Annotated in this window: 24 protein-coding genes, 4 tRNA genes and 1 pseudogene; 6 read left to right on the forward strand and 23 right to left on the reverse strand. The window is 59.5% G+C overall.

Annotated features, from left to right (window positions below; all coding sequences use genetic code 11):
* Positions 1 to 2: 2 nt before the first annotated feature.
* The 18 genes from AB5Y64_RS18480 to ruvA form a co-directional block, all read right to left on the reverse strand.
* Positions 3 to 78: transfer RNA gene (locus tag AB5Y64_RS18480), tRNA-Val, on the reverse strand.
* 19 nt (positions 79 to 97) lie between these two features.
* A tRNA-Lys gene (locus AB5Y64_RS18485) sits at positions 98 to 173 on the reverse strand.
* A gap of 48 nt (positions 174 to 221) precedes the next feature.
* Positions 222 to 297, reverse strand: a tRNA-Val gene (locus AB5Y64_RS18490).
* 32 nt (positions 298 to 329) lie between these two features.
* Positions 330 to 405, reverse strand: a tRNA-Lys gene (locus AB5Y64_RS18495).
* A gap of 174 nt (positions 406 to 579) precedes the next feature.
* The gene (ybgF, locus tag AB5Y64_RS18500; RefSeq protein ID WP_368204323.1) at positions 580 to 1389 is read right to left on the reverse strand and encodes a tol-pal system protein YbgF; all 810 of its coding nucleotides are present in this window, start codon (positions 1387 to 1389) and stop codon (positions 580 to 582) included.
* A 157-nt stretch (positions 1390 to 1546) separates the two neighbouring features.
* Positions 1547 to 2071, reverse strand: coding sequence for a peptidoglycan-associated lipoprotein Pal (pal, locus tag AB5Y64_RS18505; protein WP_010672877.1), 525 nt, complete (start codon positions 2069 to 2071; stop codon positions 1547 to 1549).
* A gap of 48 nt (positions 2072 to 2119) precedes the next feature.
* On the reverse strand, positions 2120 to 3445 hold the full coding sequence (gene tolB / locus AB5Y64_RS18510) for a Tol-Pal system beta propeller repeat protein TolB (RefSeq protein WP_010672876.1): 1326 nt from the start codon (positions 3443 to 3445) through the stop codon (positions 2120 to 2122).
* Between the two features lie 77 nt (positions 3446 to 3522).
* The gene (gene tolA / locus AB5Y64_RS18515; protein WP_010672875.1) at positions 3523 to 4653 is read right to left on the reverse strand and encodes a cell envelope integrity protein TolA; all 1131 of its coding nucleotides are present in this window, start codon (positions 4651 to 4653) and stop codon (positions 3523 to 3525) included.
* A gap of 5 nt (positions 4654 to 4658) precedes the next feature.
* A complete protein-coding gene (tolR, locus tag AB5Y64_RS18520; RefSeq protein WP_010672874.1) occupies positions 4659 to 5105 on the reverse strand; it encodes a protein TolR in 447 nt (148 codons plus the stop codon).
* Positions 5105 to 5791, reverse strand: a complete 687-nt coding sequence (tolQ, locus tag AB5Y64_RS18525; protein WP_010672873.1) for a protein TolQ — start codon at positions 5789 to 5791, stop codon at positions 5105 to 5107. Before tolQ ends, tolR begins: the two co-directional genes overlap by 1 nt.
* Positions 5781 to 6188 carry a tol-pal system-associated acyl-CoA thioesterase gene (ybgC, locus tag AB5Y64_RS18530; RefSeq protein WP_160836590.1) on the reverse strand — a complete coding sequence of 136 codons (408 nt, stop codon included), beginning with the start codon at positions 6186 to 6188 and terminating at the stop codon, positions 5781 to 5783. The genes tolQ and ybgC overlap by 11 nt, the downstream gene beginning before the upstream one ends.
* 286 nt (positions 6189 to 6474) lie before the next feature.
* Positions 6475 to 6786 (reverse strand): cyd operon YbgE family protein, encoded by a 312-nt coding sequence (locus AB5Y64_RS18535; protein ID WP_039039483.1) that lies wholly within the window; start codon positions 6784 to 6786, stop codon positions 6475 to 6477.
* Entirely contained in the window at positions 6773 to 6889 is a 117-nt protein-coding gene (cydX, locus tag AB5Y64_RS18540; RefSeq protein ID WP_005331536.1) for a cytochrome bd-I oxidase subunit CydX, read from the reverse strand. The genes AB5Y64_RS18535 and cydX overlap by 14 nt, the downstream gene beginning before the upstream one ends.
* 14 nt (positions 6890 to 6903) lie before the next feature.
* A complete protein-coding gene (gene cydB, locus AB5Y64_RS18545; protein WP_010672870.1) occupies positions 6904 to 8040 on the reverse strand; it encodes a cytochrome d ubiquinol oxidase subunit II in 1137 nt (378 codons plus the stop codon).
* 12 nt (positions 8041 to 8052) lie between these two features.
* Positions 8053 to 9609 carry a cytochrome ubiquinol oxidase subunit I gene (locus tag AB5Y64_RS18550; RefSeq protein WP_010672869.1) on the reverse strand — a complete coding sequence of 519 codons (1557 nt, stop codon included), beginning with the start codon at positions 9607 to 9609 and terminating at the stop codon, positions 8053 to 8055.
* Between the two features lie 686 nt (positions 9610 to 10295).
* A complete protein-coding gene (locus AB5Y64_RS18555; RefSeq protein ID WP_029313687.1) occupies positions 10296 to 10538 on the reverse strand; it encodes a hypothetical protein in 243 nt (80 codons plus the stop codon).
* A gap of 10 nt (positions 10539 to 10548) precedes the next feature.
* The gene (gene ruvB, locus AB5Y64_RS18560; RefSeq protein WP_041214526.1) at positions 10549 to 11559 is read right to left on the reverse strand and encodes a Holliday junction branch migration DNA helicase RuvB; all 1011 of its coding nucleotides are present in this window, start codon (positions 11557 to 11559) and stop codon (positions 10549 to 10551) included.
* A gap of 8 nt (positions 11560 to 11567) precedes the next feature.
* Positions 11568 to 12182: a Holliday junction branch migration protein RuvA gene (ruvA, locus tag AB5Y64_RS18565; RefSeq protein ID WP_010672867.1), complete on the reverse strand. Its 615-nt coding sequence runs from the start codon at positions 12180 to 12182 to the stop codon at positions 11568 to 11570.
* Positions 12183 to 12414: 232 nt separating this feature from the next.
* Here ruvA and AB5Y64_RS18570 point away from each other — a divergent pair.
* The 3 genes and pseudogenes from AB5Y64_RS18570 (at position 12415) to AB5Y64_RS18580 (ending at position 17111) form a co-directional block, all read left to right on the forward strand.
* Positions 12415 to 14423, forward strand: a pseudogene (locus tag AB5Y64_RS18570) (methyl-accepting chemotaxis protein).
* A 137-nt stretch (positions 14424 to 14560) separates the two neighbouring features.
* The gene (locus AB5Y64_RS18575; protein WP_368204324.1) at positions 14561 to 16285 is read left to right on the forward strand and encodes a proline--tRNA ligase; all 1725 of its coding nucleotides are present in this window, start codon (positions 14561 to 14563) and stop codon (positions 16283 to 16285) included.
* 196 nt (positions 16286 to 16481) lie between these two features.
* On the forward strand, positions 16482 to 17111 hold the full coding sequence (locus AB5Y64_RS18580) for a PolC-type DNA polymerase III (RefSeq protein WP_049635944.1): 630 nt from the start codon (positions 16482 to 16484) through the stop codon (positions 17109 to 17111).
* A 192-nt stretch (positions 17112 to 17303) separates the two neighbouring features.
* On the opposite strand, the gene AB5Y64_RS18585 is transcribed toward AB5Y64_RS18580, so the two are convergent.
* The 3 genes from AB5Y64_RS18585 to AB5Y64_RS18595 all read right to left on the reverse strand — a co-directional run bounded on the left by AB5Y64_RS18585 (position 17304) and on the right by AB5Y64_RS18595 (position 19165).
* Positions 17304 to 17984: an SDR family oxidoreductase gene (locus AB5Y64_RS18585; protein ID WP_103244239.1), complete on the reverse strand. Its 681-nt coding sequence runs from the start codon at positions 17982 to 17984 to the stop codon at positions 17304 to 17306.
* 18 nt (positions 17985 to 18002) lie between these two features.
* Positions 18003 to 18632, reverse strand: a complete 630-nt coding sequence (locus AB5Y64_RS18590; RefSeq protein ID WP_315627477.1) for a TIGR04219 family outer membrane beta-barrel protein — start codon at positions 18630 to 18632, stop codon at positions 18003 to 18005.
* 92 nt (positions 18633 to 18724) lie between these two features.
* Complete coding sequence (locus tag AB5Y64_RS18595) at positions 18725 to 19165, reverse strand: copper chaperone PCu(A)C (protein ID WP_368204325.1); 441 nt, start codon at positions 19163 to 19165, stop codon at positions 18725 to 18727.
* 89 nt (positions 19166 to 19254) lie between these two features.
* On the opposite strand from AB5Y64_RS18595, the gene AB5Y64_RS18600 reads away from it, so the two are divergent.
* Positions 19255 to 20004 carry an enoyl-CoA hydratase-related protein gene (locus AB5Y64_RS18600; RefSeq protein ID WP_128273765.1) on the forward strand — a complete coding sequence of 250 codons (750 nt, stop codon included), beginning with the start codon at positions 19255 to 19257 and terminating at the stop codon, positions 20002 to 20004.
* A 2-nt stretch (positions 20005 to 20006) separates the two neighbouring features.
* Here the strand turns inward: AB5Y64_RS18600 and AB5Y64_RS18605 are convergent, their stop codons facing one another.
* Positions 20007 to 20435 carry a DUF2753 family protein gene (locus tag AB5Y64_RS18605; RefSeq protein WP_010672859.1) on the reverse strand — a complete coding sequence of 143 codons (429 nt, stop codon included), beginning with the start codon at positions 20433 to 20435 and terminating at the stop codon, positions 20007 to 20009.
* A gap of 85 nt (positions 20436 to 20520) precedes the next feature.
* The gene (locus AB5Y64_RS18610) at positions 20521 to 21228 is read right to left on the reverse strand and encodes a ParB-like protein (RefSeq protein ID WP_052814963.1); all 708 of its coding nucleotides are present in this window, start codon (positions 21226 to 21228) and stop codon (positions 20521 to 20523) included.
* 174 nt (positions 21229 to 21402) lie between these two features.
* Between AB5Y64_RS18610 and AB5Y64_RS18615 the strand changes: the two genes are divergently transcribed.
* Both AB5Y64_RS18615 and AB5Y64_RS18620 read left to right on the forward strand, forming a co-directional pair.
* Entirely contained in the window at positions 21403 to 23007 is a 1605-nt protein-coding gene (locus AB5Y64_RS18615; protein ID WP_045523355.1) for an ABC transporter substrate-binding protein, read from the forward strand.
* 110 nt (positions 23008 to 23117) lie between these two features.
* Complete coding sequence (locus AB5Y64_RS18620; protein WP_171865506.1) at positions 23118 to 23417, forward strand: hypothetical protein; 300 nt, start codon at positions 23118 to 23120, stop codon at positions 23415 to 23417.
* Positions 23418 to 23483: the final 66 nt, after the last annotated feature.

Here is a 23483-nt window from a genome sequence, read left to right on the forward strand (position 1 = left end):
CATGGTGGTCGTTACTGGGCTCGAACCAGTGACCCCCTCCTTGTAAGGGAGGTGCTCTCCCAGCTGAGCTAAACGACCTGGGATTCTGTGTTCAGAGTGGTGGGTCGTGTAGGGTTCGAACCTACGACCAATTGATTAAGAGTCAACTGCTCTACCGACTGAGCTAACGACCCACATCCTGAACTTTTCACCAACCGCATGTGGCGGCCAGCGTTACAACATGGTGGTCGTTACTGGGCTCGAACCAGTGACCCCCTCCTTGTAAGGGAGGTGCTCTCCCAGCTGAGCTAAACGACCTGGGAATATTGTCTTCACCTACTGTGAAGAAATGGTGGGTCGTGCTGGATTCGAACCAGCGACCAATTGATTAAAAGTCAACTGCTCTACCGACTGAGCTAACGACCCTCACCACGACCAGTGCCGACTGCATTACTGCTCCGGCTCTGACGGCGGCCTATATTACGGATTTATCATCCTGGCGCAATAGAAAAATCTTAAATTAAATCTGATTGTTCACTGCGCATACAAAGCACGGCGGTATTTACAAGAGTGTTACGAAAACAGTGACATGCAGCAATGTCACAGCTTGGCCAGACTCTGTTTGGCCAGCTGGGCCGGCGAGGTGTTGGGGTAACCCTTGATCACCTGCTCATAGAAGGCCTTGGCCTCTGCTTTTTTGCCGTCAAGCTGGGCGAGCATGCCGAGTTTCAGCAGGGCATCGGCCCGCTTGGGTGACTTGCTGTATTTGTTCGCCACCGTGGAGAACTGGCTCGCGGCCCCCGCCCTGTCGCCCTTGTTGAACATCAGCTGGCCAAGCCAGTAGTGGGCATTGGGAACATAGCCGGAGTTCGGGAACTGCTTGATGAACCCTTCGAAGGCAGGAATGGCCTTGTCGTAGTTCTTCTCCTTGAGCACCATGTTCACGGCCGCGTCGTAGGCCTGGTTCTCATCCTGGTTGGTGGAGTAGTTGGCAGCCGCGGCAGGAGGCGTTGCAGCACCTGCAGCAGGTGTTGCGGGCGCGGCGGCAGGCTGGCTGTTGGCCACCTTGTCGAGCTCTTGGTAGAGTTGGCGCTGGCGCTCCTGGGACTGCTCCATCTGGTAGGTCTGCTGTTCCAGCTGACCACGCAGCTCGGAGACCTCCCCTTGCAGGGAGTCGACCTGTTGCTGCAGTTCGGCCTGCAGACGCAGACGGGCGTTGAGGGTACGCTCCAGCAGAGCAACCCGGTCTTCCAGGCTGCCGGTCGGTACGATGGCACCATTGTTGCCGCTCAGCACCACGCCGCTGCTGCCAGAATCCCCGCTCAGATCGCTCACCGGTGCCGCCGCTTGCGCATTCAAAGCAACCAACACGGCCAGCGCGACACCAGCTTGCTTGTACACAGATTTCATTCGGATCAAACCTTAGCGTTTAGTGCAAATAAAACGGCCAGCGCATAGTCGCTCGCTGATACAGATTTCATTCGGATCAAACCTTGACGTTTAGTGCAAATAAAACGGCCATCGAAATGGCCGCTTGCATATAAACGAACTTCGTTCGACTCAAACCTTAGTAAACCAGGACCGCACGGCGGTTCTTGGCAAAGGCTTCCTCGGTGTGGGACAGATCCAGCGGCTTCTCTTCGCCATAGCTGACGATGGAGAGCTGCTCGGCCTGCACACCCAGGGTTTGCAGATACTTGGCAACAGCCTTGGCACGACGCTCACCCAGCGCGATGTTGTATTCCGGCGTACCGCGCTCGTCGGCGTGGCCTTCGATCAGTACCTTGACGCTCGGACGTTCACGCAGGTAGCTGGCGTGGGCATCCAGCAGGTCGGCGTACTGACCCTGAATGTCGTAACCATCGTACGGGAAGTAGATCACGTTGTCGCGTTGCAGCGCTTCGAACTTCTGACGCATCTGCTCTTCCGGGGACAACATGCCGTTGGCGCCGCCGGTTTGTACACCGCCCATGCCGTCGGTCATGCCGGACTCGGCGCCAGCGGCGTCGGAGTCGGAAGAGGAGCTACAGGCAGCCAGGGTGAACAGTGGCAGTGCGATGGCCAGACCCTTGAGCAGTTTATTGAGTTGCATGCTATTTCCTTAAACCTTTATAACAAAACAAAAAACAATCGATTTTTATCAATTCAAGAAGGGCGACCAAGCTGGTGCACGAATTTCACCGCTACTGGTCGGAAGCACTGCCTTGAAGCGACCGTCGGTCGACACCAATGCAAGACTCTTACGACCCTGATAGATGGTGGCATAAATGATCATGCTGCCATTGGGAGCCACACTTGGCGATTCATCCAGAGCACTCTGGGTCAGTACCAGCATTGCTCCATTTTCCATATCCTGGCGAGCGATGCGATATTGTCCCTGAACCCGGGTCACCATCACCATGGACTTGCCGTCCGGTGTGATGGATGCCCCCTGGTTGGAATCCCCTTCCCAGGTCATCCGGCGAGTCATGCCAGTCGCCAAATTTACGCTATAAATCTGGGGTTTGCCACCACGTTCAGAGGTGAACAGCAAAGTTTGACCGTCCGGCATCCAGGAGGGTTCGGTATCGATGGTGCGGTTATTTGTGACTCGAGTGAGTTGCTTGCTAGCAACATCAACGACATAGATGTCAGGCTGCCCATCTTTGGACAAAACAATAGCCAAACGACGACCATCTGGAGACCACTCCGGCGCACCGTTGATGCCACGGAAGCTGGTGATCAGACTGCGCTGCTGGGTGTAGATATCCTGCACATAGATCTCGGACTTCTGGTTCTCGAAGCTCACGTAAGCCAGCTTGCTGCCATCCGGCGACCAGGCCGGGGACATCAGGGGTTCACGGGAGCGCAGCAGAGTCTTCTCGTTGTAGCCGTCGTAGTCGGAGATCCGCAGCTGATACGGGAACTGGGTGCCCTGCTGCACGGAGACATAGGCCAGACGAGTCAGGAAGGCACCACGCTCACCGGTCAGACGCTCGTAGACGATGTCGGAGATGCGGTGGGCAAACTGGCGCATCTGGGCACCCGGGATGGTCGCCATGCGGCTGTCCAGGATGTAACCGTTCGCTTCACCGCCCTGGGTCTTGGCCAGCTGGCCTTTCAGGACGTCGACCAGCTCGAAGTTGATCTTGTAGGTGCCATCACCCACGGCGGCGATGGAGCCGACCACCACGGCTTCGACCCCCTGGGAAGCCCAGGGTGCGAAGTTGATCTCGCCGCTGGTGCTCGGCGTCTGCGGCATCTGGCCACGGGCCAGCGGCTTGAACTTGCCGCTGCGCATCAGGTCGTTGGAGACCACTTCCGCGATATCCTGCGGCAACTGGCCATTGCCCTCCCACTTGAAGGGAGCGATGGCGATGGGACGTGCACTGTCGATACCGCCGGTGATGACGATATCCAAGGCCGCCTGAGCACTCTGGCCCAGCAACAAACAGCCAACCAAAGCAAAAAACACTTTTCTTATCATGGCTTAAACTCTCAGTTCCAATTTGAGACTCAGTTCTCTGATCAACAACCTTTGCCAATCAAAGCAGAAACACTCTCTTAAATCGTTGGCGCTAGCTGAAGGCGTAGATCCTTCATCAATTCGAATGCCGCCGGATCCTTCGGCACCGGCAACTGGTTGGCCTTCAGAACCGCCGCCTTGCCGGAGCGGCAGACCGCCGGATCACCCTGACCGTTGTCCACCGAGATGACGAAGCCGCTACTGGCCAACTTGACACCGATAGTACATGTTTTGCCCCGCATGGTGGGATCCAAAATCATGTAGCGCTCGACCGTGGCCTTGATGAGGGCGGCATACTTGTCGACCTCGCCCTTGGCGGCTGCCGATGCTGCCTGACTGCGCGCATTGGCCTCGGCGGCCAGCTGCTGCTCCATCATGGCTTCCATCTCTTTTTGCAACTTGGCCTCTTCGGCCGCCTTGCGCTTGCGCTCCGCCTCAATCTTGGCCTTTCTGTCAGCCTCGGCCTTCGCCTTCTTCTCTGCGTCAGCTTTTGCCTTCTTGTCAGCCTCTTCCTTCGCCTTCTTCTCGGCCTCGGCCTTGGCTTTCTTCTCGGCTTCCGCCTTCGCCTTTTTCTCGGCTTCGGCCTTGGCCTTCTTCTCGGCTTCCGCTTTCTTGGCTTTGGCCTCTTCCGCCTTGGCCTTCTCTTCAGCCTGCTTCTTCTCCAGCTCTTCTTTTTTCTTCTTGAGCGCCAGCGCCTTGGCCTCTTCCGCCGCCTTGCGTTCGGCTTCGGCCTTCTTGGTCTTCTGCTCTTCCAGCTTGCGGGCTTCCTCGGCTTTCTGGGCCTTCTCTTCCGCCTGCTTCTGTTCAGCCTCTTTCTTCTGCTTGTCGGCTTCGGCCTTGCGGGTCGCCTCTTCGGCCTGCTTGCGCTTGGTCTCGGCGATACGCAGACGCTCCTGCTCCTGTGCCAGCTCGCGTTTGACGCGCTCAGCGTCTTCCTTGTCCTTCTGCTGCTGTGCAGCCTTGGGCTGGGCCTGCTTCTGCTGCTGGACCTGCTGCATCTGCTGCTCCAGCATTTCGCTGTCCATCATGACCGCATTGACGATCTGTCCCTTGGACTCGGGGCGCTTGGGTTTGCTGAAGTCGACACCGACCAGCAAGATGATGCCGATGATCAGATGCAGCAGCAGCGACGCGACGAGATAACCGGAAATACCACGCTTCACATCCATCTCCGTCAGTTCACCGGATCCGTCATCAGACCAACCTGAGGCACACCGGCTTTCTTGAGGGCCACCATCAGCAGGATCACCTCCTCGTAGCGCACGGACTTGTCACCGGCGACCACCACAGGCGCGTTCTGGTTGATGGCCAGATAGCCCATGGCCTTCTCGGTGATGTACTGCTGCATCGCCTCTGGTGTGCCGCTCGGTACGGGTTCGTCATCCGCCTCGCCGGCCTTGATGACGTACTCACCCTCGGTATTGACGCTGACGATGAAAGGCGGCTTGGAGTCTTCCGGCAACTGCTCGGACTCCGCCTGAGGCAGGTCGACCTTGACCCCCTGCGTGATCACGGGCGTGACCGCCATGAAGATGATGAGCAGCACCAGCATGACGTCGATATAGGGCACCACGTTGATCTCGGCGACCTTTTTGCGTTTGAGCCGCTGATAGGTTTGCATTACTTCTCACCCTGCTGTGCGATTTGGCGGTTCAGAATGGTGGTGAACTCGTCCATGAAGTTGGCGTAGGCGTTTTCCAGCCGTTCGACCTTGTTGGTGAAGCGGTTGTAGAAGATAACGGCCGGAATGGCGGCAAACAGACCCATGGCGGTGGCGATCAGCGCCTCCGCGATACCCGGTGCCACCATCTGCAGGGTCGCCTGCTGAACCTGACCCAGAGCGATAAAGGCGTTCATGATCCCCCAGACGGTACCGAACAGACCGATATAGGGGCTGATGGAACCGATGGTCGCCAAGACCGGCAGGTTGGACTCGAGATCGTCCACTGCACGGGACAGGGAGACGCGCATGGCACGATAGGTACCGTCCATCACCGCATCCTGACCGCGGGCACCGGCCTTGAGCAGGCGGGCATACTCCTTGAAGCCGGAGTAGAAGATGTCTTCCATGCCTTCGATGTCGTCACGACGGGAGGAGGACTCCTGGTAGAGACGATTGAGGTCGACCCCGGACCAGAATCTGTCTTCAAACTGCTCCGAGGCGAGGTTGGCCGCCTTGATGGCCTTGGAGCGCTGGATGATCAGCGCCCAGGAGACGACCGACATGCCCATCAGGGTCATCATGACCAGTTTCACCAACAGACTGGCTTGCCAGAACAGGCCAATAAACGAAATTTCAGCGTGCACTTAACAGCACTCCCTTGATATTTTCAGGTATTGCAACAGGTTTCATTTGCGGATGACTGACACAGGCGATCTGTACCATGGCCTGAGTGATCAGCCGTCCATCAGCCGCCAGGATCTGCTGTGAAAAACGCATGGAAGCGCGTTTCACTTCAGTTACTTGCGTCATTACGGTCAGCAGTTCATTGAAGCGGGCCGCCGCGCGAAAGTCGATTTCGGTGCGACTCACCACAAACGCGATCCCCGCCTGCAGCAGGACATCCTGTTCGATGCCGCCTGCGCGCAGGAATTCGGTGCGGGCCCGTTCCATAAACTTGAGATAATTGGCGTTGTAGACGATGCCTCCGGCATCCGTGTCTTCGTAGTAGACACGCACCGGAAACTCAGAGACTTCCCCCATAAAAATCTGTGATCCATTCGACAGTCAGATGGGGGGCTATCATAGCGCAGGGCTGAATAGGAAAGAAGCAGGGGGAGACAGGGAAATCCCCTCTCCCCCTGTTTTTTATGGCGTGCTGCAGCGCCGACAGGCCGAAGACCACAGGGCTGTCAGCATCGCAAGAAAAGCGGACAAGAGAAGTGGCTGCGAGCGGCGTGACGAGCGAGGTTCTGTCGCTCTCACCGGGCGACGGCACGCCCCTCAAAAAAGAAGAAGGAGGTGGGCTGATGCCGACCTCCTTCATCATTTATGGCAGGTAGTAGCTGCTGGTCAGCCAGAGCCCGCAGAGCAGGCTGGGCAGTGCTAGCCAGGGGAAGAACAGCACGCGACCCACCAGGCTGCGCGGGTGAAACCCCAGTCCATGCATGACACCGCAACAGACCGCCCACATCAGCCAGGGCGCAAGCCAGAGGCCGTGCTCACTGGTGTTGGCCGCGACCAGGTTGGGCGCCTGCAAGATGGCGACAGCCAGCAGGGCCGCCGCCAGCAGCATCAGACCTTGCCATGGCTGGCGCTCCAGAGGAGCGGCCAGCCGGGCGAGCCTGTCACTTGTCTTCATCAATCTGACGATCCAGGTTCTCGGTGTGCTCCAGCCAGAGCGCATTGATAATCCCAAACGCACAGGCCAGCAGCAGCCCCAGGATCCAGGTGAAATACCACATATCAGGGCACCTTCTTAGTAGAGCGATTGTTGGTTGTCTTCGATGTGCTTGTTACTCACCCGGCCGAACATCTTGATGTAGGTCCAGATGGTGTAAGCCAGCACGGTCGGCACGAAGACGACTGCGACTACCGTCATCACCTTGAGGGTGTTGAAGGAGGCGGTGGAATCCCACATGGTCAGGCTCTGGGACGGCTCGAGGCTCGAGGGCATCACGAACGGGAACATGGAGAAGCCCGCGGTCAGGATGATGCCGGCGATGGCCAGGGAGGAGAACAGGAACGCCACCCAACCCTTGTCCAGCTTGGCCGCCACGGCGGTCAGCAGACACATCACCAGACCCAGCACGGGTGCGGCAATCATCCAGGGATAGAGGTTGTAGTTCTGCATCCAGGCACCGGCCTGCACCACCACTTCCTTGTGAAGGGGGTTGGTGACGGCGTCGGTGGCGACGGAGCCCACAATCACATAACCATCCATGCCGCTCACCCAGACACCGGCCAGGGCAAACAGCACCAGGGTCAGCAGGGAGAAGATCATGGCGGCGGTGCGAGAGCGCGCCAGCACTTCACCTTCGGTCTTCATCATCAGCCAGGTTGCACCCTGGGTGATGATCATGAAGAGGCTCACCAGACCGGCCAGCAGACCGAACGGATTGAGCAGGCCGAAGAAGTTGCCGTGATAGGTCATCATCAGGAACTGGTTGAAGCTGAACGGTACACCCTGCAGCAGGTTGCCGAACGCCACCCCGAAGATAACAGGGGGAATGGCGCTACCGGCAAACAGAGCCCAGTCCCAGTTGGAGCGCCACTTGGCATCTTCCTGCAGGGAGCGGTACTTGAAGCCGACCGGACGGAAGAACAGCGCCATCAGGGTCAGGATCATGGCGATGTAGAAGCCGGAGAAGGCCGCCGCATAGACCATGGGCCAGGCGGCGAACAGGGCGCCACCGGCGGTCACCAGCCAGACCTGGTTGCCTTCCCAATGCGGCCCCATGGTGTTGAGCATCACACGACGCTCCACATCCTTCTTGCCGACGAAGGGGAGCAGGGCGCCCACCCCCATATCGAAACCGTCGGTGATGGCAAACCCGATCAGCAGCACGCCGACCAGCACCCACCAGACCAGACGCAACAGTTCGTAATCAAACATGGGTCACTCTCCTTATGCCTTGCTCTGTTCGAAGTGGTACTTGCCCGTCTTCAGGCTGCTTGGGCCCAGGCGCGCATACTTGAACATCAGGTACATCTCGATGATCAGCAGTACGGTGTAGAACAGGAAGATCCCGATCAGAGAGAACCAGATCTCGGACGCAGGAATGTTGGATGCAGAGACATAAGTCGGCAGCATCTCGGCGATGGTCCAGGGTTGACGACCATATTCAGCGACAAACCAGCCAGCCTCGATAGCGATCCAGGGCAGCGGGATACCGTACAGCAGCGCCTTGAGCAGCCACTTGCGCTCGCCGATCTTGTGGCGGGTGCTGTCATAGAAGGCCAGACCGATCAGCACCAGCATCAGGATGCCGCAGGCGACCATGATACGGAAGGCGAAGAACAGCGGCAGTACCTGCGGGATGGAGTCATCCACGGCGGCCTTGATCTGCTCGTCGGTGGCGTCGGTCACGTTGGGGGTGTAACGCTTGAGCAGCAGACCGTAGCCCAGATCCTGCTTCACTTCGTCGAAGCGGGCGCGGGTATCGTCGGACTTGTCACCGGATTGCAGCTTGGTCAGCAGGTCGTAGGCGGTCATGCCGTTGCGCACGCGCAGCTCATGCTCGCTCTTGAGATCCTTGAGACCAGTCACCTGACCGTCCAGGGAACGGGTGGCGATGATGCCGAGGGCATAGGGGATCTTGATGGCGTAGTCGGTGCGCATCTCCTCCTGGTTCGGGATCCCGAACAGGGTGAAGGATGCCGGAGCCGGCTCCGTGTTCCACTCGGCCTCGATGGCTGCCAGTTTCACCTTCTGCACTTCCCCGGTCTCGTAGCCGGACTCGTCACCCAGCACCAGCACGGAGAGGATGGAGGCCATGCCGAACGCGGCCGCGATGGCGAAGGAGCGACGAGCGAACGCCACATCACGATTCTTCAGCAGGTAATAGGAGGAGATCCCGAGCACGAACATGGCACCCGTGGTATAGCCTGCCGCCACGGTGTGGACGAACTTGACCTGTGCAACCGGGTTGAACACCAGGTCGGCGAAGCTCACCATCTCCATGCGCATGGATTCGAAGTTGAACTCGGCACCCACCGGGTTCTGCATCCAGCCGTTGGCGACCAGGATCCACAGTGCGGAGAGGTTGGTCCCGAGCGCCATCAGCCAGGTAGCCGCCAGGTGCTGGCGCTTGCTGAGACGATCCCAACCGAAGAAGAACATACCGACGAAGGTGGACTCCAGGAAGAAGGCCATCAAGCCTTCGATGGCCAGCGGGGCCCCGAAGATGTCGCCGACATAGTGGGAGTAGTAAGCCCAGTTGGTACCGAACTGAAACTCCATGGTGAGCCCGGTGGTAACCCCGAGGGCAAAGTTGATACCGAACAACTTGCCCCAGAACTTGGTCATGTCCCGGTACACTGTGTTGTTGGTCATCACATAGACAGACTCCATGATCGCCAGGATGAAGGCCATCCCCAGCGTCAAGGGTACAAACAGGAAGTGATAAAGGGCCGTCGCAGCAAATTGGAACCGCGATAGGTCTACCACATGCTCAGCAATCATGATGTTTCCTCACCGATTATTGGCACGGCTATTTTAAGTTTTAAGGACAAAGCTTCCATTGGAAGTCCCCGAACGGTCGGTCACCCCTCGCGGACTGACCGGATTCGACTGCCACCACATTAACAACAAGGCAATATACAGGAACAAAAAAAGCTAATGTTTAACATCTAATAAACAATAACCAGGGTTCTATTCCCGCCTATAATGATCGCTGTTTTATATCACCTTTATTTGATTGAAATCAATGTAAAACCACCCTCAATACATGTTTTTTCAAGGTAACTTATAGGGCTTTTCCCATTAATTATGGGAGCTTCATCACAAAAAACGACAAGTCGTAAATAATTGATTTAAATCAATTTTATGACTCACTAAAATAGTTTCAATTCTGTTAAACAAATACACAACCCCGGGAATAAAGCCTTCGCATCTCGATTATTTCAATAAATGGCCAGGCTCATCCAAAAATCAATTTAAACCCAGTAAAAACACATGTTTATGCGGATTGGCACCCCTACCAAAATCATTAGTTTATCTAATCAAAAGCCCATAGATTTTCTTGTTTGTCCCACCCGTAAAGAGCTCCTACAATGCGCCTCGCAGTGAGGGCATACCTCTGAATACAGGCCGGTCATTCCGGGTTCCCGGTACGTATTCGATGAACATTTCGAACCTGTTTGTTGGGATTAATGATGAAAAAGTTTGTTGCCAAGACCATCCGTTACTACAAGCTTTCTTTCGTTCAACTCTATCAAATGAACCGACTCTGAAGCCTCGCGACGGCTCCTCTGTTTTTTCCCGACCGGTCTGCAGACGCGCTCACTGTCTGTGAACATCCATCCTGAATTGTCTTTGCCCACCGCCTGTGCCGTGGGCTTTTTTTTGCCCGCAAAACAAAAAGCCGCCTCAAGGGCGGCTTTTTGGTTCATATCGCAACGTCTACTGATCTGCCGGTCGTTCCAGGCCAAAGTGTGCGTAGGCTCTCTGAGTTGCGATCCGCCCTCTGGGTGTACGTTGCAGATAGCCTTGCTGGATCAGATAAGGTTCCAGCACGTCTTCTATGGTGTCCTTCTCCTCACCGATGGCGGCGGCCAGGTTGTCGAGCCCGACTGGCCCCCCCATAAACTTGTCGATGACGGCCAACAATAGCTTGCGATCCATGAAGTCGAAGCCTTCATTGTCCACGTCCAGCATGTCCATGGCACGGGCCGAAATGGGTCCGTCAATTCGCCCGTCAGACTTCACCTGGGCAAAATCCCGTACCCGCCTTAACAAACGGTTAGCAATGCGCGGTGTCCCCCGGGAGCGACGGGCTACCTCGAGAGCGCCGTCTTCCGTCATGTCGAGCCCGAGGCAACGGGCGCTGCGAGAGACGATGTCGGTCAGGTCCTTGACGTTGTAAAACTCGAGGCGCTGCACGATGCCAAACCGATCCCGCAGGGGGCTGGTGAGGGAGCCGGCCCGGGTGGTGGCACCGATCAGGGTGAAGGGAGGGAGATCGAGCTTGATGGAGCGGGCCGCCGGCCCCTCCCCTATCATGATGTCGAGCTGATAATCCTCCATGGCCGGGTAGAGCACCTCCTCCACCACCGGGCTGAGACGGTGGATCTCGTCGATGAAGAGCACATCGTTCGGTTCCAGGTTGGTGAGGAGCGCCGCCAGATCGCCGGCCTTCTCCAGCACGGGGCCTGAGGTGGTCTTGATGTTGACCCCCATCTCGTTGGCGACGATGTTGGCCAGCGTGGTCTTGCCAAGGCCGGGAGGCCCGAAGATCAGCAGATGATCGAGGGCCTCCCCGCGCTGGCGGGCGGCCTCGATGAAGATCTCCATCTGATCGCAGACGTGATCCTGTCCGGTGTAATCGGCCAGCTTTCTGGGCCGGATGGCCCGATCGATGATCTCGTCCTCACGGGCGGCACCAGCCGAGATGAGGCGATCCGCTTCAATCATTGTCTACCTCACACCAGGCTGCGCAGGGATTCACGAATGATCTCCTCTACCGACATGCCGTCGGCGGCAACCTTGCTGACGATCTGGCTGGCCTGCTGCGGCTTGTAGCCGAGGGCCACCAGTGCACTGGCCGCCTCCTCGCTCGCATCCGGGGCTCGCAGCGGGCTCTCTTTCGCGGGCAGGGTGATTTCGGCCGGGGAGAAGAGATCGTGGCTGACCCAGCCCTTGAGGCGGTCTTTCATCTCCACCACCAGGCGCTCGGCGGTCTTCTTGCCCACGCCGGGCAACTTGACCAGGGAGCTTATCTCCTCGCGCTCGACGCTCATCACAAACTGGGTGGCCGTCATGCCGGAGAGAATGGCCAGGGCAAGCTTGGGACCGACCCCGTTGGTCTTGATCAGCTCGCGAAACAGCGCCCGCTCCTGCTTGTGGTTGAAGCCGTAGAGCAGCTGGGCATCTTCACGCACCACGAAGTGGGTGTGAATGACGGCCTCCTTCCCGAGTTCGGGCAGATCATAGAAGCAGCTCATGGGCATATGAACCTCATATCCCACCCCTCCGACTTCCAGCAACACCTCGGGGGGTTGCTTCTCGATGATGACGCCTCTCAAGCGACCGATCATGTTCTTTTCCTCGCCACGCAGACTCTCGCAAATTGGGTCATAGCATAAAGAATAACTGGATAAGTATCCAGCATAGGTCCATGCAGAACATGGGATGACCCGCTCTTCATACCCGGCCATTTCCCTCGTTCAGAACACAGTCTGTCACTTTATTTTCCATCGGGGATGGCACATCTTCGTCATTGATTGAACACTGAAATGGTCTTGTTCGGCACCAGGGAAGGCTTGAATCATGAAAATCGTCACCACATCCAACCTCGGACTCACCATTCTGCTCGGCTGCACCCTGGGCATGGGGGCGATCGGCTGGTATGGCAGCCAGCGGCTGGCTGATCTGCTCTCCTACGTCCTGGGTGCCGCCTGGCAGACGGCAGATGGTGCCTGGAGGGCTCCATCGAACTCGGCAACCAGTCGCTCTATATCCAGAAGATGCTCTCGGGGATCCCCCTCGACGCACCGGAGCTGCAACGGGCAAAAGAGGCGGCCAGCGACGCTTTGCGCCGGGTGGAGCAAGGCGGGCTCATCGATGCGGCGGCCATTACCACGCTGAAGCAGCATGAGCAGACCTATCAGCAAGAGCAGGCACAGCTGCTGACCCTCTATCGCACCTTCACGAGCGCCGATGAGGCGCTGCGTGCCAGTTCGGAACGCATGTCACGCCTCTCGACCAGGCTGGAGGTGATCGGTGACGAGGCCGTCGAGAGCCTCACCCGCTCACCGGATCAGGCCATCAGCTGGAACGGCGGCCTCGCGACCCGCTGGCAGGCGGCCGATGGCGGCATGGAGGCCAACATCGGATTCCTGCGCCAGCTCTATGCGTTGGAGAAGATGCAGAGCGAAGGCCCCACTCCTGCCATCCAGGCCGAGCTGGCACAAGCCACCCGCTTCTATCAGGACGCGGTTGACGGCATGCTGGCAACCGGCCAGTTCGATGTGCCCGGCGACGGGGAGTTTGCAGGCCAAATGCTCTCCACCCAGTATCGTGCCCTGCAAGCCGACAATGCCCGCCTGATCCGTGAATGGACCACAGCCCTGAGCGCTTATCAGAACCAGCTGGCCCGTTACGAACACAGTGCCGACCAGCTCAGGCTGGCTCTGGTCGAGGTCGAGGCCCAGGGGGACGCCACCGTCGAGGATCAGGTTCACCAGCTCAACGCCATCATCGACTACACCAGGGGACTCATCCTGGGGGGCTTGCTGCTCAGCCTGCTGATCGTCACCTGCTGCGGCTTCTGGCTGGTACGCACCATTGTGCGTCCGCTACTCCAGGTCGACAAGCGCATGCAGGACATCGCCGCCGGGGAGGGAGATCTCAATGCCCGCATCAACCTCTCACGCGACGACGAGATTGGCTCCCTGGCCGGCAGCGTGGATCGCTTCATCGAGAAGCTGCAGAAGATGATCAGCGCCACCATGGACAACAACCAGCACATCAACCAGCACGTGCACACCTCGGTCAACCGGGTCCAGGCCATCAGCCAGAGCAGCCGCCAGACCGCAGCGCATGCCCAGGCGCTGCACCACGACAGCGAGCAGATGGTGCAGGTGGCCACCACCATCTCGGACAACTGCAACCTGGCGGCACACAACGCCAATGAGGTGCGCCAGCTCACCACGCAAAGCAGCCAGTATGTCTCCTCCGCCACCGCCGGCATGCAGCGGGTGGTCATGGAGGTGGGTGAATGTGCCACCGCCATCAACGCCCTCAAGGAGCAGGCAGGGCAGATTGGCCAGATCATCTCCACCATCAGCAATATCTCGGAGCAGACCAACCTGCTGGCACTCAATGCCGCCATCGAAGCCGCCCGGGCGGGCGAGATGGGGCGCGGTTTTGCCGTGGTGGCCGACGAGGTGCGCACCCTGGCCAATCGCACCGCCACCTCCAGCGCCGAGATAACGGACGTGATCAACAGCATCCAGCAGCAGACAGAGCAGGCCTATCTGATGATGCAACGCAACCTGAAAACCGTGGAATCGGGTATGGCGGACTCCGACAACACCAAACAGATCCTGTTCAAGGTAGAAGAGGCCATCGATCAGCTCGCCGACATGGTGCAACAGGTGGCAGAGGCGACCAGCCAGCTCTCCCACACCCTGGGACACACCACAGGCAAGGTTTCGGATATCAGCCTGCAGGCCCAGACGGGCGAACAGGAAGCCCAGGAGTGCCTGCAACTGGCCTCCTCCCTCCATCAGGCCAGCCAGCAGCAACAGCAGTTGCTGTCGCAATTTCGGGTCTAGTGCGGGCGGGGCAAGGCCCCCGCCCTCCCCCCAGCGCCGCTGAATTTAGCCCTTGGGCCGGGGGACTTCGCCTGTTAAAATTCCGCACTTGAAATTTTCCAGGGCCAAGCCGCCCGAACTAGCGAAGGTCTACCGCGATGCGTACCAGCCAATATCTGCTTTCCACTCTCAAGGAAACCCCCTCCGACGCTGAAGTTGTCAGCCACCAGCTGATGCTGCGCGCCGGGATGATCCGCAAACTCGCTTCCGGCATGTACGCCTGGCTGCCGACCGGCCTGCGGGTCCTGAAGAAGATTGAAAACATCGTCCGCGAAGAGATGAACAATGCGGGTGCCGTCGAAGTATCCATGCCGGTGGTACAGCCCGCCGAGCTGTGGCAGGAGTCCGGCCGCTGGGATGACTACGGCCCCGAGCTGTGCCGCCTGACCGACCGTCACAACCGCCCCTTCGTGCTGGGTCCGACCCACGAAGAGGTGATCACCGCGCTGGTCCGTTACGAAGTGAACAGCTACAAGCAACTTCCGCTGAATCTGTACCAGATCCAGACCAAGTTCCGCGACGAAGTGCGCCCCCGTTTCGGCGTGATGCGTGGCCGCGAGTTCCTGATGAAGGATGCCTACTCCTTCCACATCGACAAGGACTCCCTGGTCGAGACCTACGAGAAGATGCACGCCGCCTACTGTGCCGCCTTCACCCGCATGGGCCTGAACTTCCGTCCAGTGCAGGCCGATACCGGCTCCATCGGCGGCACCGGCTCCCACGAATTCCAGGTGCTGGCCGAGAGCGGTGAGGATCTGATCGCCTTCTCCGACAGCTCCGACTACGCCGCCAACATCGAGATGGCCGAGGCGCTGGCACCGGCGGGCGAGCGTCCTGCCGCGACCAAAGCCCTGACCAAGGTGGCCACCCCGGCCGTCCACACCATCGACGAAGTGGCCGCTTTCCTGAACGTGGCGCCGACCGCCATCGCCAAGACCCTGCTGGTACTGGCCGAGGAAGACGAGCACGGAAAACAGGCTGTCATCGCTCTGGTACTGCGTGGCGACCACGAGCTGAACGAAATCAAGGCCGAGAAGCTTTCTGGCGTGGCTAACCCGCTGACCTTCGCCAATGACGAGCAGATCAAAGCGGCCGCCGGTTGCGACGCAGGCTCCATCGGCCCGGTCGGCTTTGCCGGTCGCATCATCGTCGATCGCAGCGCCGCCCATCTGAGCGATTTTGTTTGCGGCGCCAACGAGACCGGTTTCCACCTGACCGGTGCCAACTGGGATCGCGACATCACCTCTTTTGAGGTTGCCGACCTGCGCAACGTGGTAGAAGGCGACCCGAGCCCGTGCGGCCAGGGCAAGCTGCTGCTCAAGCGCGGTATCGAAGTGGGCCACATCTTCCAGCTGGGTACCAAGTACTCCGAAGCGATGAAGGCGAGCGTGCTGAACGAAGGCGGCAAGTCCGTCACCATGGAAATGGGTTGCTACGGTATCGGGGTTTCCCGTCTGGTGGCTGCCGCCATCGAGCAGAACAACGACCAGTACGGCATCATCTGGCCGGACGCCATCGCCCCGTTCGAAGTGGCCATCGTGCCGATGAACATGCACAAGTCCGAGCGCGTGGCCGAGCAGGCACAACAGTTCTACGCCGAGCTCAAAGCCGCCGGTGTGGACGTGCTGTTTGACGACCGCAAGGAGCGCCCGGGTGTGATGTTCGCCGACATGGAGCTGATCGGTGTGCCCCACGCCATCGTCATCGGTGACCGTGGTCTGGACAACGGCGTGGTGGAGTACAAGTGCCGCCGCTCCGGCGAGAAGCAGGAAGTGGCGATCAAAGAGATCGTTGCCCTGCTCAAGGCCAAGCTGGGTCGCTGATAACGCGACATACCGCCTTTCGCTTTTCATAGGAAAGCCCCGAGTGCCACGGCACTCGGGGCTTTTTATATGGCTCTCAGCCATGATGCACAAAAATGCGTCTCCAGCGTGAACCAATGAGATAACTGCATTGCCCTGTACACGGCACGGCTGATTTCCTAGACTGGCGCTCTTTACCCAGCTTGCCCGAGAAGTTATGTCCATCGCCTCAGCCAATACCGTTGTCGTGCTCGACTTCGAGACCACAGGGCTTTCACCCGGACAAGGGGATAGAGCCATCGAGATCGGTGCCGTCAGAATCAAGGATGGTCATATCAGTGAGCGTTTCTCAGCATTGATGAATCCGGGCTTCAACGTGAGCAGCTTCATCGAGCAATATACCGGGATCAGCAATGCCATGCTGAAACAGGCTCCCCCCTGTAACGAGGTGATGGCGGATTTTGTCGACTTTATCGGTGATGACAATCTGGTCGCCCACAACGCCTCCTTCGACAAGCGCTTTCTGGATGCGGAAATAGAGCGATTGCCGGCGCAATACCGCGGCCAGTTCGCCTGTTCCCTGCTGCTATCGAGGCGCCTGTTTCCCGATGCCCCGGATCACAAGCTGGGTACCCTGGTGCAATACCGGAGCCTGCCCAATGACGGGGTGTTTCACCGTGCCCTGGCGGATGCCGAGGTGACGGCTCACCTCTGGCTTGCCTTGTTGGAAGAGCTGGCGTGTCGACATGGCATTATCGACCCGGACTTTGCATTGCTGCTGACCCTTGGCAAGAAGCCAAAACAGGTGATTCCATCCTTCCTGCGGGAATATGCGACTCGGAAATAATATGTGCCGAGATGCATCATCAATCATCCGTGCCATGTCGGCACTGAATTTACCCGCCTTCAAATCCATGATGGCCCGGCGTAAAGAGAGGCAGGCAAGCAGATAATTTAGCACTGCACATCAATGAAAAAGCGCGCCAAATGGCGCGCTTTTTTTCCTTGTCATCTGGCGACGGGGCCGGTTCACGGCGCTTCAGGCATTGCGACCGATAAAGAGATCGGTCACATGGCAGCTGCTTCTCGCGGCCAGCGCATCCAGCATGTAGGCTGCCGCGTCTTCCGGCGTCATGAAGCCACTCGAATCCACATGATCAGAATTCTCCCAGAACTCGCTGCGGATCCCGCTCGGATAGAGGTTCACCAGTCGCAGGGGAGCACTCTTCAGCTCGGCCCGCAAGGATTCGAGAAAGCCGCGCATGCCCCATTTGGAGGCGCAATAGAGGCTCTCGTTGGCCTTGCCGGTCTGGGCGGCGGAGGAGAGCACATTCGCCAGCACGCCGCCCTGGTCGCCGATGAGGCGCACCGTCTGCTGGGCCACCAGTATGGTGGAGATGAGATTGCTCTCCACCACCCGGCGGATCTGTTCGGCGGTGTAGACACCCACCGGGCCGAACTCGCCGACACCGGCACAGTGGATCACCATGTCGGGCAGACCGCCCCACTCCACCGCAGCGGCAAAGGCGACATCCACCTCTTCGTGGTGTGCGAGATCGGCGGCAATGCCGATCACCGCCTTGCCGAGCAGCTCTTCCTGCTCCTGCAGTTTCTGGTAACGGCGACCCATCATGGAAACCTGATGGCCGCGTTCAACCAGCCCTATGGTCAGGGCGCGGCCCAGTCCGGACCCCGCGCCAGTCACTATGATGTGGCCCATGTGTGCTCCTCAGGGAGATCAGAAGGTGAATTCACCACCGATGAACCAGCCGTCGATGGTCTGATCGACGCGATCGAAGTCCATCTCGGCCTCACGCCAGCCGGCGCGGATCTTGAGCGGCACGGAAGAGAACTTGTAGGAGCCGCCCAGACGGTAGTCGTAGTTGTCGGCATCCTGCACGCGGGCATCGCCGAAGGCGGCAAAGCCGGTCCCCGGGATGCGCACTTCGGCGCCGGTATAGGCCATCAGCACATCCTTGTCATAGGAGTAGTGCTGGGTGTTGAAATCACCGTCGTAGCGACGACCGGTCAGACCCAGGTCGATCTGGAACAGGTCGTTGTTGAACAGGCGATAGTAGAGGCTCAGGTCGTAAGCCAGCAGATCGTTGTTGAAGCTGCCGCCGCTGCTGCTGAAGTCGGACATTTCGAACTTGGCGTTGGGCAGCAACAGGATGCCGTGCTCCAGTTGCAGGTAGCCGCTCCAGTTGTAGTTCTCGTCGTAGCTGCCATCGGCACCCACGCTGCTGACCTGGCCACTTCCCTGGGCATTCCACAGATCGGCACCCGCGGCAAACCGCCAGTCATCGGCGGCGGTGGCGGCGTGGCTGAACAGGGCCAGTACACAACCGGCAATCAAGGTCTTCTTCATCATAAGGCTCCATCATGGACGGGAAAGGCCATCATTTTACCCGGAGTGCACGGAATACCTAGAGTAAAAAGCTGAACAAGCGTCCATAAATGTCAGTGCTTCATCCCTTTCATGGGTTCGACCGGCTTCACGGGCAGGCTCAGTGACAGCGTCTGACCATCGTCCAGGGTCAGGGTCAGCGGGAAGGGGGTCCCCTGGGAGAGCTCGCGCACCTCGAACAGCATGATGTGCAGGCTGCCGGGCTTGAGGACGGCCTCCCCCCTGGCCGGGATCTCGATGCGCTCCACCTGGCGCATCTTCATCACCCCGTTCTCGTGCAGGTGGGTGTGCAGCTCGGCACGACCCGCTTCCGGGGAAGCCGCCGCCACCAGCGCCACCGGCTTGTCCCCATCGTTCTTGAGCACCATGAAGGCCGCCGTGTTCGGCGAGCCCGGTGGCAGCAGGCGCACATAGCCGTCGACGGCCTCGACCTTGGCCAGGGCCGGTGCGGCCAAGAGCAGGGCCAGGCTGGAGTAAAACGCACGTTTGAACATGGTTGAAATCCTTTTATGATGTTGTTAAACGAAGCGAAGCTTACCCCCTATGGCAAGCTTTTGGCAGCCCCGACAACAAGGATTCAGACATGCCCCTCACAATTCTGACCGAACAGCAGGATGGCCTGCTCATCCTGACCCTCAACCGGCCGGACAAGCGCAATGCCCTCAACGCCGGGATGTATCAGGCCCTTGCCGACGCGCTGCGCCAGGCGGCCCGGGACGAGCACGTGCATGCCCTGCTGCTGCAGGGACAGTCCGACTGCTTCACCGCCGGCAACGATCTCGCGGACTTCGTGGGGAAGGAGACCCTGGAGGCCGACGACCCCATACTGCAGTTCCTCCACACCCTGGCCGATTTTCCCAAGCCGGTGATCGCCGCCGTCGCGGGCCCGGCGGTGGGGATAGGCACCACAATGCTGCTGCACTGCGATCTGGTCTATCTGGCGGACAACGCCAGGCTGCAACTGCCCTTCGTGGAGCTGGGGCTGGTGCCGGAGTTTGCCGCCAGCCTGCTGCTGCCACGCGCCGTCGGTCACCTCAAGGCGGCGGAGCTGTTGCTGCTGGCAGAGGCCATCGATGGGGAAGAGGCGCTGCGTCTCGGGCTCGCCAACCAGGTGCTGGCCCCGGCGGACCTGCTCCCCTTCGCTCGGGAGCAGGGACTGAAACTAGCGGCCAAGCCGCCGATGGCGCTTCAGAAGAGCAAGGCGCTGCTCAAGCAGGAGCTCAAACAGGCAGTGCATTTCGTCATCGACTTGGAAGCGCGCGCCTTCGCCCAGGCCCTGCAAGGGGAAGAGGCGCAAAGCCGCATCGCCAGCAAGCTGCAAAAACGGCGCTGAACTCAGTTGAGACGGAACCGGCCTATCAGCTCACAGCCCTGCACCCTGTCCTGCACCTGGATAAGCCGGGCGATCTCCGGATTGGGGTGGCGCTTCAAGAAGGAGAGCAGGGCGGCGCGGCAGCAGCCCAGCTCGCTGATGAGAGATTCGCACTCCCGGTTGGGGCACTGGGGCACCAGGGCGGTGACCAGCTCGGAGGCGAGCTTGAGGTAGCGCAGTTCATAGGCGGGCTCTTCCATGGCACGCCAGAAGTCGGCCATGCGGTGACAGGTGGCGACCCGCATGCTGGCCAGTTCGTCCAGATCCCCGGAGGCCAGCTCATACACTTCCCCCAGGGCCTGCTGATAGAGGCAGATCGCCGTGCCCAGAGCCCCCATGCCAAGGGCATTCTCCGCCTCCAGCATGTAACGTTGCCAGTTCTGATGTTCCATGTTCCTCTCCTTTGCCGACACGAGTGGAGTCTGTATCATGGCCAATCGAGAACAAATATCAACCAGACCCTTTGTGCAGGATCCCTCAACCCGCCGTTCTGGGCTGATTGACGCGACACTGCTTGCCGGGGTAACCAGGCAGATCCGCCGCCTTGCTGCTGCACGCCAGCCGTTTGGCTTCGGCGAGGCGATCCGCGAGGTTGACCTCATCGATCGGCTGCCAGGCCATCTGCTGGCCGAGCCAGCTGGCCCAGGCAAACTCGACGAAGTAGACCTGATCCTTCTTGCTGAAGTAGCCCGCATCCTGCAACAGCCCCGCCAGGGTGCGGTAGGGATAATCCGGCAATTCACCGATATGACCGGGCAACTGCTCGGGAGTCAGGGGTTGACCCCGTTCATCCTTGAGCCAGGCCCAGTGGTTGTTCTGCATCTGGCTCCAGAAGTTGGCCCTGTCCTGCAACCGTGCAATCACCTTGACCCTGACCTGCTTCACCCCCTGCTGCCACAGCGCCTTGGTCAGGTGGTGCCTGTCCACCAGCCAGTAACCCCCATCCGGCGCGATGACGATGGGGATCTCTTTCTTTTTCATCAGTTTGTCGAGCTGCTTCTCGCTCTTGTCCGCCAGCTCCCGGGCAGTTGTATCCACCTGCAACTGCCCCACGCCGCCCTGGGTGGGGTGCAGCGCCTCTATGTTCACCTCGCACCAGCTTCCCACCGGGCTGCTCTTCTCGCACGGGGCCAACGCCCAAGCGCCCTGGCTCAGCACGCAGACCAACAAGATCCATGCTCTCATCATTCTCTCCTTTTCCTAGCGCTCACGGCGCCCCTTCGTTGACAGCCGCATCGGATATCAATGGGACTCATGCTGGCGGTCTGACCAGCAAAGGGGATATCATGATTTCCCATCTGCCGGCGATGCATTCTCGCCGAGTTTTCTCCCCGCTTCACACATTTTGAAGGATTCACCATGAAAGGATGGAGCCCCCTGCTGGCCCTGCTGGGCTGTGCCTGCGTCCAGGCTGCCGATGTGCCGCCCGGCACCCCACTCGCCGCCGAACAGGCCGTCGTCCGTCATCTCAAGGATGAACCGGCGAGCCTGAGCCCTCTCAAGCTGGTGGGACTGCCGGAGCTGCAGGTCCTCAGAGACCTTTACGAGGGGCTGCTGACCCAGGGGCCGGACGGCAAGGTACTGCCCGGGGTGGCATCCCGCTGGGACAACGAGGGGAACCAGACATTCACCTTCCACCTGAGGCCGGATGCCCGCTGGTCCAACGGCGACCCCGTGCGCGCCGCCGACTTCGTCTATGGCTGGCGCAAGCTGGTTGACCCCAGGGAAGCCGCCACTTTCGCCTGGTTCGCCCAGCTCGCCCGCTTCGACAAGGTGGACGACATAGTGGCAGGCAAGCTGGCCCCCGATGCGCTCGGGGTGGAGGCCGTCGATGACCATACCCTGAAGGTGACCCTCTCCCAGCCGGTGCCCTATTTCCTGAGCCTGCTGACCCACCCCAGCCTGTCGCCCCTGCACCAGGCCAGCATGGAACAATATGGCAACCAGTGGACCCAGCCCGGCAAGCTGGTGGGCAACGGCGCCTTCGTGCTGAGTCACCGGGTGGTGAACGAGAAACTGGAGCTGACGCCCAATCCCTACTACTGGGATCGCGCCCACACGGTGCTGACCCGCGTCACCTTCGTGCCCATCAACCAGGAGAGCGCGGCCACCCACCGCTATCTGGCCGGGGATCTGCACATCACCGAATCCTTCCCCAAGGAGCAGTACCAGAGCCTGATGGCCCAGATCCCGGGGGAGGTCTATACCCCGGAACAGCTCGGCACCTACTACTACGCCTTCAACACCCAGCGCCCGCCCCTCAATGATGTGCGGGTGCGCCAGGCGCTCTCCTACACCATCGACAGGGGCCTGATTGCCGACAAGGTGCTGGGCACCGGGGAGAAACCGGCCTACCACTTCACCCCGGACGTGACCGCCGACTTCGACCCCAAGCCCAATCTGCTCTCCACCAGCAGTCAGCAGGCGCTGGACGAGCGTGCCAGAGCCCTGCTGAAAGAAGCGGGCTACGGCCCAAGCAATCCCCTCAAGCTGACCTTGCTCTACAACACGGCGGAAATTCACAAGAAGATGGCGCTGGCCATCGCCAACCTGTGGAAACAGAAGCTGGGGGCCCGGGTCGAGCTCACCAACCAGGAGTGGAAAACCTATCTCGACAGCCGTCAAAGCGGCCAGTTCGAGGTGATCCGCTCCTCCTGGGTCGCCGATTACAACGACCCCTCCGCCTTCCTCGGGCTCTGGGGATCGGGCCACAGCGGCAACATGGCCCGGTTCGCCAACCCGGCTTACGACAAGCTGCTGGCGCAGGCGGCCAACAGTCAGGATCCCGCAGAACGGGCCCGCCTGTTCGATGAGGCCGAGGCCATCTTGCAGAAGGAGGCCCCCATCGCCCCCATCTACCAGTACACCAATGCCCGGCTCATCAAGCCCTGGCTCAAGGGGTATCCCATCAACAACCCGGAAGACGTGGCCTACAGCCGTCAGCTCTACCTCGTCAAACACTGAGTCCGGGGAGGGGTCGGGACATCTGACCCCTCCTGGCACTGTTCCTGTTCAAGTTCCCGGCATAAAATGCCGCCTCTTTTCATTCATCAACCCCGTGATCCGATCCTGCCATGCGTGCTCTGCTCCTGATTGCCCTGTTTGTTGCCCTTCCCGCCAAGGCCGCCGATGAAACCGAATGCCGCCAGGCCTTCCTCGAATGGATGTTGAGCCAGCAGAAGCAGTTCAGCGACCGCAAGGCCAGCAAGATGGAGCGGCGCAATGCCGAACGAGCCATCGATCAGGCCCGGGATGCCTTCGCCAAGCAGGAGAGTTTCTGCCAGACCATGGCCTGGGTCGCCAGCACAGAAGACAATGACCCCCGCTTCAAGCCGAGGACGGGGGAGATCCACGACTTCACTCCCCGCGGCTGAGCCGCCATCTACGACTTTTTTCAGCCTTTCCCGTGTTGATTTATTGACCCAAGCCAAGGTGGTGTA

It is taken from the genome of Aeromonas sp. R5-1 (assembly GCF_040908265.1).
Taxonomy (GTDB): Bacteria; Pseudomonadota; Gammaproteobacteria; order Enterobacterales; family Aeromonadaceae; genus Aeromonas; species Aeromonas caviae.

Bases quoted from the DNA above. Each gene is read 5' to 3' on its own strand.
- AB5Y64_RS18600 (WP_128273765.1), top strand. From the start codon at position 19,255: ATGCCCCTCACAATTCTGACCGAACAGCAGGATGGCCTGCTCATCCTG.
- AB5Y64_RS18555 (WP_029313687.1), bottom strand. From the start codon at position 10,538: ATGAACCAAAAAGCCGCCCTTGAGGCGGCTTTTTGTTTTGCGGGCAAA.
- AB5Y64_RS18620 (WP_171865506.1), top strand. From the start codon at position 23,118: ATGCGTGCTCTGCTCCTGATTGCCCTGTTTGTTGCCCTTCCCGCCAAG.
- AB5Y64_RS18575 (WP_368204324.1), top strand. From the start codon at position 14,561: ATGCGTACCAGCCAATATCTGCTTTCCACTCTCAAGGAAACCCCCTCC.
- AB5Y64_RS18590 (WP_315627477.1), bottom strand. From the start codon at position 18,632: ATGAAGAAGACCTTGATTGCCGGTTGTGTACTGGCCCTGTTCAGCCAC.
- AB5Y64_RS18585 (WP_103244239.1), bottom strand. From the start codon at position 17,984: ATGGGCCACATCATAGTGACTGGCGCGGGGTCCGGACTGGGCCGCGCC.
- AB5Y64_RS18535 (WP_039039483.1), bottom strand. From the start codon at position 6,786: ATGAAGACAAGTGACAGGCTCGCCCGGCTGGCCGCTCCTCTGGAGCGC.
- cydX (WP_005331536.1), bottom strand. From the start codon at position 6,889: ATGTGGTATTTCACCTGGATCCTGGGGCTGCTGCTGGCCTGTGCGTTT.
- tolB (WP_010672876.1), bottom strand. From the start codon at position 3,445: ATGATAAGAAAAGTGTTTTTTGCTTTGGTTGGCTGTTTGTTGCTGGGC.
- ruvB (WP_041214526.1), bottom strand. From the start codon at position 11,559: ATGATTGAAGCGGATCGCCTCATCTCGGCTGGTGCCGCCCGTGAGGAC.
- AB5Y64_RS18615 (WP_045523355.1), top strand. From the start codon at position 21,403: ATGAAAGGATGGAGCCCCCTGCTGGCCCTGCTGGGCTGTGCCTGCGTC.
- pal (WP_010672877.1), bottom strand. From the start codon at position 2,071: ATGCAACTCAATAAACTGCTCAAGGGTCTGGCCATCGCACTGCCACTG.
- tolR (WP_010672874.1), bottom strand. From the start codon at position 5,105: ATGCAAACCTATCAGCGGCTCAAACGCAAAAAGGTCGCCGAGATCAAC.
- AB5Y64_RS18595 (WP_368204325.1), bottom strand. From the start codon at position 19,165: ATGTTCAAACGTGCGTTTTACTCCAGCCTGGCCCTGCTCTTGGCCGCA.
- AB5Y64_RS18610 (WP_052814963.1), bottom strand. From the start codon at position 21,228: ATGAGAGCATGGATCTTGTTGGTCTGCGTGCTGAGCCAGGGCGCTTGG.
- AB5Y64_RS18550 (WP_010672869.1), bottom strand. From the start codon at position 9,609: ATGATTGCTGAGCATGTGGTAGACCTATCGCGGTTCCAATTTGCTGCG.
- AB5Y64_RS18605 (WP_010672859.1), bottom strand. From the start codon at position 20,435: ATGGAACATCAGAACTGGCAACGTTACATGCTGGAGGCGGAGAATGCC.
- cydB (WP_010672870.1), bottom strand. From the start codon at position 8,040: ATGTTTGATTACGAACTGTTGCGTCTGGTCTGGTGGGTGCTGGTCGGC.
- tolA (WP_010672875.1), bottom strand. From the start codon at position 4,653: ATGGATGTGAAGCGTGGTATTTCCGGTTATCTCGTCGCGTCGCTGCTG.
- AB5Y64_RS18580 (WP_049635944.1), top strand. From the start codon at position 16,482: ATGTCCATCGCCTCAGCCAATACCGTTGTCGTGCTCGACTTCGAGACC.
- ruvA (WP_010672867.1), bottom strand. From the start codon at position 12,182: ATGATCGGTCGCTTGAGAGGCGTCATCATCGAGAAGCAACCCCCCGAG.
- ybgF (WP_368204323.1), bottom strand. From the start codon at position 1,389: ATGAAATCTGTGTACAAGCAAGCTGGTGTCGCGCTGGCCGTGTTGGTT.
- ybgC (WP_160836590.1), bottom strand. From the start codon at position 6,188: ATGGGGGAAGTCTCTGAGTTTCCGGTGCGTGTCTACTACGAAGACACG.